This window comes from Arthrobacter sp. UYCu712, assembly GCF_040547005.1.
In the GTDB taxonomy this organism is placed as follows: domain Bacteria; phylum Actinomycetota; class Actinomycetes; order Actinomycetales; family Micrococcaceae; genus Arthrobacter.
Window position 1 is genome coordinate 146199 of record NZ_JBEPOZ010000008.1, and the last position, 12568, is coordinate 158766.

The 12568-nt window shown below is 68.4% G+C and carries 11 protein-coding genes; 9 read left to right on the plus strand and 2 right to left on the minus strand.

Going from position 1 to position 12568, the window contains the following annotated elements; genetic code table 11:
* The first annotated feature begins 16 nt into the window (after nt 1-16).
* From ABIB51_RS10530 to metE, 3 genes are all read left to right on the plus strand, one after another.
* Nucleotides 17-775 (plus strand): hypothetical protein, encoded by a 759-nt coding sequence (locus ABIB51_RS10530; protein WP_354187890.1) that lies wholly within the window; start codon nt 17-19, stop codon nt 773-775.
* 382 nt (nt 776-1157) lie between these two features.
* Nucleotides 1158-2153, plus strand: a complete 996-nt coding sequence (locus tag ABIB51_RS10535) for a methylenetetrahydrofolate reductase (protein WP_354187891.1) — start codon at nt 1158-1160, stop codon at nt 2151-2153.
* A 48-nt stretch (nt 2154-2201) separates the two neighbouring features.
* Nucleotides 2202-4547, plus strand: coding sequence for a 5-methyltetrahydropteroyltriglutamate--homocysteine S-methyltransferase (gene metE / locus ABIB51_RS10540; protein WP_354187892.1), 2346 nt, complete (start codon nt 2202-2204; stop codon nt 4545-4547).
* Between the two features lie 74 nt (nt 4548-4621).
* Here the strand turns inward: metE and ABIB51_RS10545 are convergent, their stop codons facing one another.
* Nucleotides 4622-5128, minus strand: a complete 507-nt coding sequence (locus tag ABIB51_RS10545; protein ID WP_354187893.1) for a DUF2004 domain-containing protein — start codon at nt 5126-5128, stop codon at nt 4622-4624.
* A gap of 99 nt (nt 5129-5227) precedes the next feature.
* Here ABIB51_RS10545 and ABIB51_RS10550 point away from each other — a divergent pair, with 99 nt between their 5' ends.
* The gene (locus ABIB51_RS10550) at nt 5228-6625 is read left to right on the plus strand and encodes an aldehyde dehydrogenase family protein (protein ID WP_354187894.1); all 1398 of its coding nucleotides are present in this window, start codon (nt 5228-5230) and stop codon (nt 6623-6625) included.
* Here ABIB51_RS10550 and ABIB51_RS10555 read toward each other — a convergent pair.
* Nucleotides 6622-7533: a LysR family transcriptional regulator gene (locus ABIB51_RS10555; RefSeq protein WP_354187895.1), complete on the minus strand. Its 912-nt coding sequence runs from the start codon at nt 7531-7533 to the stop codon at nt 6622-6624. The two genes, ABIB51_RS10550 and ABIB51_RS10555, sit on opposite strands and share 4 nt — an antisense overlap.
* A gap of 201 nt (nt 7534-7734) precedes the next feature.
* Here ABIB51_RS10555 and ABIB51_RS10560 point away from each other — a divergent pair, with 201 nt between their 5' ends.
* From ABIB51_RS10560 to nrdI, 5 genes are all read left to right on the plus strand, one after another.
* Nucleotides 7735-9153 carry an NAD(P)/FAD-dependent oxidoreductase gene (locus tag ABIB51_RS10560; protein WP_354187896.1) on the plus strand — a complete coding sequence of 473 codons (1419 nt, stop codon included), beginning with the start codon at nt 7735-7737 and terminating at the stop codon, nt 9151-9153.
* Nucleotides 9150-9881: a DUF1365 domain-containing protein gene (locus ABIB51_RS10565; protein ID WP_354187897.1), complete on the plus strand. Its 732-nt coding sequence runs from the start codon at nt 9150-9152 to the stop codon at nt 9879-9881. The genes ABIB51_RS10560 and ABIB51_RS10565 overlap by 4 nt, the downstream gene beginning before the upstream one ends.
* A gap of 2 nt (nt 9882-9883) precedes the next feature.
* A complete protein-coding gene (locus ABIB51_RS10570) occupies nt 9884-11269 on the plus strand; it encodes a class I SAM-dependent methyltransferase (protein ID WP_354187922.1) in 1386 nt (461 codons plus the stop codon).
* 542 nt (nt 11270-11811) lie between these two features.
* Nucleotides 11812-12057, plus strand: a complete 246-nt coding sequence (nrdH, locus tag ABIB51_RS10575; protein WP_306917018.1) for a glutaredoxin-like protein NrdH — start codon at nt 11812-11814, stop codon at nt 12055-12057.
* Between the two features lie 27 nt (nt 12058-12084).
* Nucleotides 12085-12564 (plus strand): class Ib ribonucleoside-diphosphate reductase assembly flavoprotein NrdI, encoded by a 480-nt coding sequence (gene nrdI / locus ABIB51_RS10580; RefSeq protein ID WP_354187898.1) that lies wholly within the window; start codon nt 12085-12087, stop codon nt 12562-12564.
* Nucleotides 12565-12568: the final 4 nt, after the last annotated feature.

Genomic DNA, 12568 nt, shown 5'->3' on the forward strand with positions numbered 1-12568 from the left:
GGGAACTCAGGCGCACATGAACCGTCCCGACATCCGACGCCGCAGGCTGCTGCTCTGGTCCGCCCTGCCCGCGCTCCTGGCGCTCGCCGTCGCCGTGAAGCTCCTCGGCGCCGCCTGGTCCGGCGGCCAGGCCGCGGACGCGTTCGCCCGCAACGACGTCCCGGCCGCAGAGTCGGCCGCCGCTGCCCTGGGCGTTGCCAACTTTTTTGAGCGGCACAAGGCACCCTTCGCAACCGGCGACGCCCTGGTGCTCCGGGGCGACTACGCCGGAGCACGCGCAGCGTTCGAGGCTGCCCTGGCGGACGCCCCGCCTGCCGATGAATACCCCGTCCGCGTGAACCTCGTCCTGAGCATCGAGCGGCTCGGCGACGCCGCCGCCGGCGGCGGGGACGGCGCCGACGGGGACGCTCTGTCCGGGGAGGCGCTGGCTGTAGCCAACGATGCCCCGGCCGGCTGCTTCGAGCCGGACGGGGCCGGGCCGGACGGGGCCGGGGCGGGCGGGGCCGAGCCGGGCGGGGCCGGGGAGCGGCTGCAGGCCGCGGAACAACGCCTGACAGACAAGCTCGAACGGCTCCGGGACCCCGCGGCGCCCGGGACTGATTCCGGTGCGGACAGCACGCCGGAAACGGAACCCCCGGCCCAGGAACAGCAGAAGCAGCTGGAGCAGCTCCAGGAGTCCGGAAAATCCGCCCAGCAGGAACGCAACCGCGGCCTGCAGCGGGACGACTACCTCAACAACAGCGGCCCCGGCCTGCTCACCGACAAGCCCTGGTGACGGCCGCGTCCCCGAAAACGGCAGCATTCTCGAATATTGTTCTGCCCCCTGCCGCATTTGCCCGTAAAGGTGCGTCTTAATTCGGCGGCCGACTTGAATGCCCCCGCGCCGGGCCCTAGAGTTCTATACAAGTTACCGAGGTAACGTGTCAGCGATCCTCCGCTGAAGGCCAGCCCCACGGCGGCCAAGGAGGGTGTGGGTGCCCCCATGTGGGCCTGACATTTGCTCACGGACAACTTCGTTACAGGCGTAACAGTCGCGGCTGCGTCCTGCTGGAGTTTGCTCCGTGTTCCCCAAACTCAATCCACTGACGGCGGCGTTTCCGTTCCCGGTTATCCGGTGTCCGGCATCGCGGCGTCAGTGTTCACGGCCAAGGACGCAAATGTCTCCCCCAAGTCTTATTGATACACATCCCAATCTTGCCGGCGCGGCGCCCGTCGCGCTGTCCTATGAGCTCTTTCCGCCCCGCTCGCCCGCGGCGGCAGAATCGCTGTGGACCACCATCGGCGAACTGGAAGCCACGGACCCGGACTACGTGTCGGTGACCTACGGCGCCAGCGGCTCCAACCGCAACACCGCCGTCGAGCTGATCAACCGGCTCGTGCAGGAAACCACGCTGCGGCCCCTGGCCCACCTGACCTGCGTGGGCAACTCGCCGCAGGAACTCGCGGAGATCATCGGCGAACTGCTCGACGTCGGGGTCCGCGGGATCCTGGCCCTGCGCGGTGACCAGCCCAAGGACGGCGGCACCCCGCCGGAGGGTTCGCTGCGCTACGCACAGGACCTCATTGAACTGATCCGCCGGGTGGAGCAGCGCCGCTCGGCGTTGCTCTGCGCCGGCAAAGTGGCTGTCGGTGTGGCCGCGTACCCCACCCGGCACCCCGAATCCCCGAGTGAGGCGCACGACGTCGAGGTGCTGCTGGCCAAGCAGCGCTCCGGCGCCGACTTCGCCATCACCCAGGTCTTCTTCCACACCGAGCAGTACGCGGACCTCCTGACCCGGGCCCGCCGCGCCGGCGTCACCATCCCGATCATCCCGGGCGTCATGCCGCTCACCAGCATCCGCCGGCTCACCCGCCTCGGCGAGTTGACCGGCGTCGAACCGGCGCCCGAGCTGATCGAACGGCTCGCCGCCGCCGACACCGACGCCGAACGGGCCCGGATCGGGGTCAACGCCACCGTGGACCTGGCCAACGCGGCCCTGGACGCCGGCGCCCCCGGACTGCACCTGTACACCTTCAACGAACACACCGCCGCCCTCGAAGTGCTGGACAAGCTCGCGCTGCCCAGGCCGCGAAGCGGCAACCGGCATAGTGGCCTCCGGCACAACGCCGCACTCGCGGCACGGCGCTCCGCCGGCCACCAGCTCGCCAGCTAGCCACAACAACTTCCCTCCGTACAGAACCACCGACACCAAGGACTTCCCATGACTGAACAGCACACCACCACCAGCAGCACCCCCTTCCCGTCCGCCTCGATCCTGGGCTACCCGCGGATCGGCCGCCGCCGCGAACTTAAGAAGGCCGTCGAGGCCTACTGGGCCGGCAAGATCGACGCCGCCGCCCTGGACGCCGCCGCCAAGGAAATCCAGCTCGGCACCGCCAAACGACTCCAGGGCCTGGGCCTCACCGAGGCCGCCGCCGTGCCCGGCACCTTCTCCTACTACGACCAGGTCCTGGACGCCGCCGCCCACCTCGGCGCCGTGCCTGCACGCTTCGGCAACCTCCTCACCGCCGGAGGCCAGCTCGACATCGACGGCTACTTCACCCTGGCCCGCGGCAACAAGGACCAGCAGCCGCTGGAAATGACCAAGTGGTTCGACACCAACTACCACTACCTCGTTCCGGAGATCGGCCCGGAGACCAGCTTCGCGCTGACCTCCAACCGGATCGTCGAGGAATTCGCGTACGCCCTCGCCAACGGTGTGGAGACCCGCCCGTACATCGTCGGCCCGGTGACCTTCCTGCTGCTCAGCAAGGCCTCCGACGACGCCCCGGCCGGCTTCAACCCGCTGTCCCGCCTCGAAGACGTGCTGCCGGTCTACGCCGCCCTGCTGGAGAAGCTCGCCGCCGCCGGCGCCAGCTGGGTCCAGCTCGACGAGCCCGCCCTCGTGGTGGACCAGGACACCCCGGCCGTGGAAATCCAGGCCGCCGTCGCCCGCTCCTACGAGGCCCTCGCCGCCGTCGGCCAGCGCCCGCAGCTGTTCGTCTCCACCCCGTACGGCGCGCTCAACGGCCAGCTCGGCACCCTCGCCGCCACCGGCATCGACGCCCTGCACCTGGACGTCTTCAAGGGCGAGGTCCCCTCCGCCGCCGCCCTGGCCGCGCTGGGCGACAAGACCCTCGTCGCCGGCGTCGTCGACGGCCACAACATCTGGCGCAATGACCTCGCCGCCTCCGCGGACAAGATCGCCGAACTGAAGAAGTCCGTCGCCAAGCTGGCCGTCAGCACCTCCACCACCACCGCGCACGTCCCGCACGACGTCGGCGAGGAGGTCCAGCTCTCTGCGCAGCTGCGCGGCTGGCTGGCTTTCGCCGACCAGAAGGCCACCGAGGTTGTTACCCTCGCCGGCCTTCTGACGGACCCGGACGCCGTCCGGCCGGCCATCGACGAGGCCACCCGCATCATCGCCGACCGTGCCGGAGCCGACGGCGTCCGCCGCGCCGAGGTCCGGGCCCGCACCGCGGCCCTGACCGACGCCGACTTCAGCCGCTCCGCGTACGGCGTCCGCGAGGCCGCCCAGACCGCGGCCCTGCACCTGCCGCCGCTGCCCACCACCACCATCGGATCCTTCCCGCAGACCGGTGAAATCCGCACCGCCCGGGCCCGCGCCAACAAGGGCGAGCTCAGCACGGAGCAGTATGAGCAGCTCATGAAGGATGAGATCAAGCGCGTGGTGGAGCTGCAGGAAGAGCTCGGCTTCGACGTCCTGGTCCACGGCGAGCCCGAGCGCAACGACATGGTCCAGTACTTCGCCGAGAACCTCGAAGGCTTCGACGTCACCGTGCACGGCTGGGTCCAGTCCTACGGTTCACGCTGCACGCGTCCCTCGATCCTGTGGGGCGATGTCACCCGCAGTGCCCCGATCACGGTGGAATGGGCCCGGTACGCGCAGTCCCTGACGGACAAGCCGATGAAGGGCATGCTCACCGGTCCGGTCACCATCCTGGCGTGGTCCTTCGTCCGTGACGACCAGCCCCTCGGCGAGACCGCCAACCAGGTGGCCCTCGCCTTGCGCGACGAGATCGCCGACCTCGAAGCAGCAGGCATCAAGGTCATCCAGGTGGACGAGCCCGCACTGCGCGAACTCCTGCCGCTGCGCAAGGCCGACCAGGCCGCCTACCTGGACTGGTCTGTGAAGTCCTTCCGCCTGTCCACGGCCGGCGCCGGGGACGCCACCCAGGTCCACACGCACCTGTGCTACTCCGAGTTCGGTGCCATCATCGACGCGATCGACGGCCTCGACGCCGACGTCACCTCGATCGAGGCCGCCCGCTCCCGCATGGAGGTCGTCCACGACCTCGAGTCCCACGGCTTCGGCCGCGGCGTGGGCCCGGGCGTCTACGACATCCACTCGCCGCGCGTCCCGGGCGAGCAGGAAGTCACCGAACTGCTCAGCACCGCCGTCAAGCACGTCCCGTCCCGCCAGCTCTGGGTCAACCCGGACTGCGGCCTGAAGACCCGCGGCTACGCCGAGACCGAGGAGTCCCTGCGCAACCTGGTCCACGCCACGAAGACGGTCCGCGCGGAACTGCTCGCAGCCGCCAAGTAGCCCGCTCCACCCAGAACGACGCCGGCCGGCCACCTCGCAAGGTGGCCGGCCGGCGTCGTACGTTCTTAGCCGATTCAGGATTCCCAGAGGATTTCGTCGTCGACGACGCCGTCCTCATCCGCCGAGGCCACCAGGACTTCGTCGCTGAAGTGCGAGCCGAGAGTGAAGTCGAGCACGAAGTAGCGTTCGGGCTGGCCGGGGTAGATGCCCACATGGCCCAGCTTCAGCGCCTTGAGGAAGACCTCGTCGGTGAGCTGGCTCTTGTCCTCGACACCGAAGACCTTCTTGAGGTGTTCGTCCTTGATCGCATTGCAGTGGAAGTGGCGGTACTCCTGCGGGCTGGTGCCGTCCTGCTCCAGCTCCTCGGCAATCATTTCGCGGACCTGGTCCACGAGTTCGGGCAGGAAGCGCAGGCGGTAGTCAACTTTATGCATGGCCGCTTCATCGAAATGGTCATGCGCATTGACATTGAGGTCAAGCTCCACGGGTTGGCCCGCCAGTTCGTGCTTGGCGGTGAAGCTGTGGTCCCTGCCGTGGTTGAGCTCGACTTCGCCGAAGTGCTTGCTCGCTACCTTGTTCATATCATCAACATAGTCCTCTAAACCGGCCCATTCCAGCATTCCAGCGCTTTTCTCCAGTACCCCGCCCGCCCCGGCCGTCCCGGCCGGTACATTGAGCGGATGCAGACAGTTGCCCCCGCCGCCGCCCGTGCCCGGAGCTTTTTTGACAGCGGCGCCACCCGCCCGCTGGCCTGGCGGCTGGAGCAGCTGCGCAGCCTGCGCCGGATGCTGACGGAGCGCCGCGCGGAGTTCGCGGCCGCCCTCGGCAGTGATCTGGGCAAGCACGCCGCCGAGTCGCTGCTCGCCGAGATCGGCTTTGTCGCCGCCGAGGCCGCACACCTGGAAATGAACCTCGGGGCGTGGCTGCGGCCCCGGCCCGTGCCCGTCCCGCTCACGGTCCAGCCCGCCCGGGCCTGGACCGAGCTCACCCCGCTGGGCGTGGTGCTGGTGATCGGTCCGTGGAACTACCCGGTGCAGCTCCTGCTGGCCCCGCTGGCCGGGGCCCTCGCCGCCGGCAACTCCGTGGTGCTCAAACCCAGCGAGCACGCTCCGGCGACCTCCGCGGCGCTGGCGCGGTGGCTTCCCGACTACCTGCCCGGGGCGGTGGAGGTGGTCCAGGGCGGCATCCCCGAGACCACGGCCCTGCTGGCCGAACGCTTTGACCACATCTTCTTCACGGGAGGCGAGGCCGCGGCCCGGGTGGTGCTGCGCGCCGCGGCGGAAAACCTCACCCCGGTCACCCTGGAGCTGGGCGGGAAATGCCCGGCCTATGTGGACGCCTCCACCGACCTGCCCACGGCGGCGAAGCGGATCGCGTGGGGCCGGTTCATGAACGCCGGACAAACCTGCGTCGCGCCCGACTACGTGCTGGCCACGGAAGAGGTGCTGGAACCGCTGCAGCGCGAACTGGTCGCGGCCATCGCTTCCCTGTTTGGGCCGGATCCAGCCCGGAGCAGCTCGTACGGCCGGATCGTCGATGACCGCCATTTCGAGCGGCTCGCCGCGCTCGCGGACGGCAGCACCGTGGTCCACGGCGGGGACCGCGACGCCGCCGGCCGGTACTTTGCGCCGACGCTGCTGCGGCCGGCGCCGGGCGACACGGTAATGGAGGAGGAAATCTTCGGGCCGTTGCTGCCGCTGGTGCCGGTCCGCGGCCGGGACGAGGCGATCCGGTTCATCAACGGCCGGGCCAAACCCCTGGCGTTGTACGTGTTCAGCAACGACGCCGGAAGCCGCCGGGCCTTCGCGGCGGGCACCAGCTCGGGGGCGCTGTGCTTCGACGTCCCGGCGGCGCACCTGATGGTTCCCGGACTGCCGTTCGGCGGCGTGGGCGCCAGCGGCATGGGCGCCTACCACGGCGAACACTCGCTGCGGACCTTCTCACACGAGCGGTCCACCCTGGCCAAATCCCTCCGGCCCGACACCCTGAAACTGGTCTACCCGCCGTACACCAGGACCAAGCACCGGATCATCAGCGCCCTCGTGTCGCCGGCCGGGAGACTGCGCCGGAAGGGCTAGTTCGTCCCGAGCTTGTGCATCGTCTCCGCCAGCAGGTCCACGAACAGTTGGACCTGCGCCGTCTGCTTGTCGTTGATGAGCAGGGCGAAGACGTTCCGGGCCAGCCGGATCTCCGGGACATCGAGGACCACCACCCCCGCCGGCCGGTGCAGCAGGGCCAGTTCGGGAACCAGGGCCGCGCCCAGCCCGGCCGCCGCCATCTCGAGGCTGGCGTGGAAGTCGTCACTGTATGCCACCACCCGCGGGTGCAGGTTGCAGCTCGCGAAAAGCCGCTCGATCACAGTGGCGTCGCTCGTGCCCGGGTGGTGCACAATCCAGGGCATGTCGGAGAGGTGATCGGCGGCGACCTTCGACTCCGTGCCGATGCCCCAGGCCGCGGGCAGGACCACCCGGAAGTCGTCGTCGCCGATCCACTGCCGGTTCACGGTGTGCGGCCACGCGAGCCCGGACTGGCCCACCTGGTAGACCAGGGCCACATCGAGTTCGCCGCCGGTGCGCAGGCCCTGGATGGTCTGGGCCGGTTCGGCGACGGACACCCGCAGATCGATGCCGAGCTTCTTCCACGCCGGGTTCTGCAGGATCCGCGGCAGCACATACGTGGCCAGGCTGGGGAAGATGCCGAGCCGGAGCTCCTGGCTCGTCGCGTCCTGGGTCCGCGAGGCCGCGGCCATGAGCGCTTCGATGTCGGTGAGCACCTTGGCCGCGTGCCGGGTCATAACGACGGCGGCTTCCGTGGGTTGGATGCTGCGCGCCGAACGCTGGAAGAGGGTGACTCCGGTGTCGCGCTCGAGGGCGGACATCTGCTGGGACACGGCCGATGCCGTGTAGCCGAGCCTGACGGCCGCTGCCGCGAACGAACCCAGCCGGATCACTTCAACGAGGGTCCGCAGGTGGACGGGGTTGATCAAGGGCTGCCCTTCGCCTGGTAGCTGGAATCCCGCTTCATTCTGGCATATCCGGAATGTCTCCGCGGCGAGGCCCAGTTCATGACGGAGAATCCTGGGAAGGCAGCCGGCGGGAATTCACACTCATCCGGCGGCCCCTTGGTTACGAATTGCCCATAAGACGATTCACCACGACGATTTCGGCTAGCCAACAGGAGCAGATCAGTGTCGCAAGAAGCAGGGATTCCCGGGGGCCGGCGCATAGCCGTCATTGGCAGCGGCGTGGCAGGACTGACCGCCGCGTACGTCCTGAACCACACGGACAACGTCACCCTCTTCGAGGCGGATTCCCGGCTCGGCGGCCATGCCCACACCCATGACGTGCCGCAGTCCGACGGCTCCGTCCTGAGCGTAGATACCGGCTTCATCGTCCACAACGAGCGGACCTACCCCACGCTGCTGCGGCTCTTCGCCGAGCTCGGCGTCGAAACCCAGGACTCGGAAATGAGCATGTCCATCCGCTGCGACGGCTGCGGGCTCGAATACGCGGGTGCCCGGGCCAAGGGCCGCGGCATCATTCCGCGGCCGTCCACCATGCTGCGCGGCCGGTACCTGCTGATGCTGGTGGAGGTCATGCGCTTCTACCGCCGGGCCCGCGCCCTGCTTGCCGAGGCGGATACAGCGAACACGGCGGATACCGCCCGGGCCGAACTGACCCTGGGGGAATTCCTGGCCCGCGAAAAGTTCAGCAGCTACTTCATCTCTCACTTCATGACCCCGATCGTGAGCGCCGTCTGGTCCTGCGACCCCACCACCGCGCTGGCCTACCCGGCCCGCTACCTCTTCACGTTCCTGGGCCACCACGGCTTGCTCGGGGTCGCGGGCTCACCCCAGTGGCGGACCGTCACGGGAGGCTCCCGCAGCTACGTGGACAAGCTCGCCGCCACGCTGCCGGACATCCGCCTCGCCACCCCGGTCACCGGAGTCCGCCGGCACGCGGACGGGGTCGAGCTGACCACCCGGCACGGATCCGGCACGCCCGGGACAGAGACCTTCGACGCCGTCGTGATCGCCACCCACCCGGAGCAGGCGCTGCGCATGCTCAGCGATGCCTCGCCCGCCGAGCAGGACGCCCTGGCCGGGATGCCCTACTCGGTCAACCAGACCGTCTTCCACCGCGACGACGCCGTGCTGCCGTCCAGCGACAACGCCAAGGCCTCCTGGAACTACCGGCTGCCGTCCTGCGACGCCCGGCCGGAGAAGGTCCTGGTCAGCTACGACATGACCCGGCTGCAGAGGCTGGAGCCCGGCGACGGCGGGCGCTACATCGTCAGCCTGGGCGAATCGGAACTGATCGACAACGGCGCCGTGCTGGACCGGATGGTCTACGAGCACCCGCAGTACACCCCGGACTCACTCAAAGCCCAGCAGCAGATCCTCGGGCTCGGCGACGGCCGGCTGGCCTTCGCCGGCGCCTACCACGGCTGGGGTTTCCATGAGGACGGGGCTCTCTCCGGCGTCCGGGCCGCAGCCCGGCTCGGACGCGACTGGGATGGGGACGGGACTGCCGCCGGATTCATCGAGCAGTACCGGGCCGTCTCCATCGACCCGGACCTGCACGCCGTCTCCGCGGAGGGCGCATGAGCGCCCCGGCAGCCATCTACCGCACCTCCATTGCGCACGTGCGGCGGACCCCGCTGCGCAACGCCTTCACCTACCGCAGCTACAGCTGGTATGTCGACGTCGACCAGCTCCCTGCCGTGCCCCGCGTCCTCAGGCCGCTGGCCGGCTTCGCCGTTGCGGACCACCTGGGCGACCCGGCGGGCACGCTCCGTGGCAACGTTGAACGCTTCCTCGCCACCCGGGGGATCGAGCTCGACGGCGGCCGGATCACCATGCTGGCCAGCGCCCGGGTGTTCGGGCACGTGTTCAATCCGCTGAGCCTGTTCTGGTGCCACGACGCCGCGGGGGAGCTGCGCTGCGTCGTCGCCGAGGTCCACAACACCTACGGCGAGCGGCACTGCTACGTGCTGGAAACCGACGACGCCGGCCGGGCCGGCGTGCCCAAGGCCTTTTACGTCTCACCGTTCAACGACGTCGAGGGGGAGTACCGGATGAAACTTCCGGAACCGGGCGAACGGCTCGCGGTCTCGATCGTCCTGGAGCGTGAGGGGCACAAGCCCTTCATCGCCACCGTCGACGGCGAACGCCGCGAAGCGACCGTGCCGAACATCCTCGCCGCGGCGCTCGCGGTTCCCCTGGCACCGCTGCGCGTGAGCGCGCAGATCCGCTGGCAGGGCATCAAGCTGTGGGCACGTCGGCTGCCCGTCATCAACAAACCACACCACCCCTCACAGGAGGCAGTTCAGTGACAATGACCGAAGCGACCGGATCCGCCGAAGGGCGCGCGCACGCAAAAGATGCGCCGGCCGCGGTCCGCCCCGGCACTGTGAACACTGTGCCCTACACCGCGCCTCAGCCGCCCGGTGCCGTCGACGCCGGCATCTGGCCCAGCATCGCCACGGTGCCCTCCGGCCTCAAGGCTGCCCTGGCCGGGCGCGCCGCCCAGGCCATCTTCAAGGCGGCCGTCCGCCGGCTACCGATCGAAGTCCGCTACCCGGACGGCGCCGTGCTGGGCACGGCGCCCTCCGCCGAGGACGGGTCCGCGACCAAGGTCCCGGTCATGACCATCAACCGGCCGGAGGCCTTCGCCGCCCGCCTCGGCGACGGTGCGCTGATCGGCCTGGGCGAGTCCTACATGGCCGGCGACTGGGACGCCGAGGACCTCACCGCGGTGCTCGAGGTGTTCGCTGCCCGGGTGGGCTCCCTTGTACCCGAGCCGCTGCAGAAGCTGCGCGCGCTCTACCTGCCGCGCCAGCCGCGCAAGGAACGCAACACCGAGCAGAACACGCGCTCCAACATCTCGCGGCACTACGACCTCTCCAACGATCTCTTCGCGACGTTCCTGGACGAGACCATGACGTACTCCAGCGCGCTCTTCCCGGAATCCGGGGAGGCCCTGAAGAGCGTCGCGTGGGACGGCTTCGCCGCAGCCCAGCAGGCGAAGATCGACCGGCTGCTGGACAAGGCCGGCGTCACGGAGGGCACCCGGGTCCTGGAGATCGGTACCGGCTGGGGCGAGCTTGCCCTCCGGGCCGCCGCCCGCGGCGCCACCGTCTACTCCGTCACGCTCTCCAGCGAGCAGCAGGAACTGGCCCGCCGGCGGGTCGCGGAGGCCGGCTACGCCGATGCGGTCACGATCGAACTCAAGGACTACCGCGCAGTCGAAGGCGAGTACGACGCCGTCGTCTCGGTGGAAATGATCGAGGCCGTCGGCTACGAATACTGGGCCACGTACTTCCAGACGATCGAGCGGGTCCTCGCGCCCGGCGGCAAGGTGGCCATCCAGGCCATCACCATCGCGCACGACCGCCTGCTCGCCACCCGCACCAGCTACACGTGGGTGCACAAGTACATCTTCCCTGGCGGCGTCATCCCGTCCGTCCGCGCCATCGAGGACATCACCGAGCAGCAGACCGGCCTGCGGGTCCGTGAACGCCTCGCCATGGGCGAGCACTACGCCCAGTCCCTGCGGCTCTGGGAGGAGCGCTTCATGGCCCGCCAGGACGAGGTCCGCGACCTGGGCTTCGATGCGATCTTCCAGCGCATGTGGCTGTTCTACCTCTGCTACTCCCGCGCCGGCTTCGAGACGGGGTACCTCAACGTCCAGCAGATCGTGCTGGACAAGGCTGCCAAGTGACCGTCCGTAGGGGCGGCGTCCGCGCTGCAGCAGGGACGGCCTGTTAGAAGAATCACCGATAGTCGCTGCCGGGAAGGCGGGCACCCCAGGGTGCCCGCCTTTTTCGTGTCCCCGGACACCACATGTGGTGTTTGCCGCCACGGGCCGGACCCATCGCACCCCAGCGCGACACGCCGTCCACAACGCGACACGCGGGACGGTTAATTGTGGCTAAGTACTCCACAGGGTGTGGATTTCGTCCCCGAAATCGGCAGAAATCCGGACATTTTGAACCCACCTGCCTGTGGATTAAAGGTGTGTTAAATGACATACTTGTAATACATCATCTTGGGGTCCTCACGGGGCTCTTGCACTACATGTAGTATCGACATACAGTTCGAGCGGAGCAGCTGCCAGCTGGATACCTAGCGGCAAACAGCGCAGATGCAGCCCGCCGGTACGGCCAGTAACGGATCAGGATTCCTGTCCCGGATCGGCGTACCAGGGTGAACCACAGACTTTTCAAGCACCACAGACTTAGCAAGCAAAAGGGGACAGGAACCATGACCGTTACGGTTTACACGAAGCCGGCCTGTGTTCAGTGCAATGCGACTTACCGCGCGCTGGACAAGAAGGGCATCACCTATCAGAGCGTCGACATCTCCCAGGATGCCGAGGCCCTCGAACGCCTCAAGGCCCTCGGCTACATGCAGGCCCCGGTTGTCGTCACGGACCAGGACCACTGGTCCGGTTTCCGCCCGGACAAGATCGAAGAATTGGCGCAGGCTGCCGCCGTCGCCGTAGCCTGAAACATTGTTTGAGATGAGGTGACCCGCATGGCACCAGTTGCAACGGCAACAGCGCATATGCCGCCGGCAGCGGACGCTGCGCGGACCACCAGCAGCCACCTCATCTACTTCTCCTCCACTTCGGAGAACACCGCACGCTTCGTTAGAAAGCTGGGCATCGACGCCGCCCGGATCCCCCTCCACGCGAGGGAATCCGCGCTCGTGGCAGCCGAACCCTACGTGCTGGTGCTTCCCACGTATGGCGGCTCCGGGGGAGAGGGCTCGGTTCCGAAACAGGTCATCAGGTTCCTCAATGACCCGGTGAACAGGAAGCAGCTCCGCGGAGTGATCGGGGCGGGAAACACGAATTTCGGGGATAACTACTGCATGGCCGGCGATATCATCGCCGCGAAATGCCGGGTTCCCCACCTATATCGATTCGAACTCATGGGCACTCCAGAGGACGTCCAGCGGGTACTAGAAGGATTGGAAGAGTTTTGGACACGACTGTCGCAGACACAGCAGTAACTGG

Excerpts from the sequence above, each read along its gene's own strand:
- nrdH (WP_306917018.1), top strand. The coding sequence starts at position 11,812 with ATGACCGTTACGGTTTACACGAAGCCGGCCTGTGTTCAGTGCAATGCG.
- ABIB51_RS10565 (WP_354187897.1), top strand. The coding sequence starts at position 9,150 with ATGAGCGCCCCGGCAGCCATCTACCGCACCTCCATTGCGCACGTGCGG.
- ABIB51_RS10545 (WP_354187893.1), bottom strand. The coding sequence starts at position 5,128 with ATGAACAAGGTAGCGAGCAAGCACTTCGGCGAAGTCGAGCTCAACCAC.
- metE (WP_354187892.1), top strand. The coding sequence starts at position 2,202 with ATGACTGAACAGCACACCACCACCAGCAGCACCCCCTTCCCGTCCGCC.
- nrdI (WP_354187898.1), top strand. The coding sequence starts at position 12,085 with ATGGCACCAGTTGCAACGGCAACAGCGCATATGCCGCCGGCAGCGGAC.
- ABIB51_RS10550 (WP_354187894.1), top strand. The coding sequence starts at position 5,228 with ATGCAGACAGTTGCCCCCGCCGCCGCCCGTGCCCGGAGCTTTTTTGAC.
- ABIB51_RS10570 (WP_354187922.1), top strand. The coding sequence starts at position 9,884 with ATGACCGAAGCGACCGGATCCGCCGAAGGGCGCGCGCACGCAAAAGAT.
- ABIB51_RS10530 (WP_354187890.1), top strand. The coding sequence starts at position 17 with ATGAACCGTCCCGACATCCGACGCCGCAGGCTGCTGCTCTGGTCCGCC.
- ABIB51_RS10535 (WP_354187891.1), top strand. The coding sequence starts at position 1,158 with ATGTCTCCCCCAAGTCTTATTGATACACATCCCAATCTTGCCGGCGCG.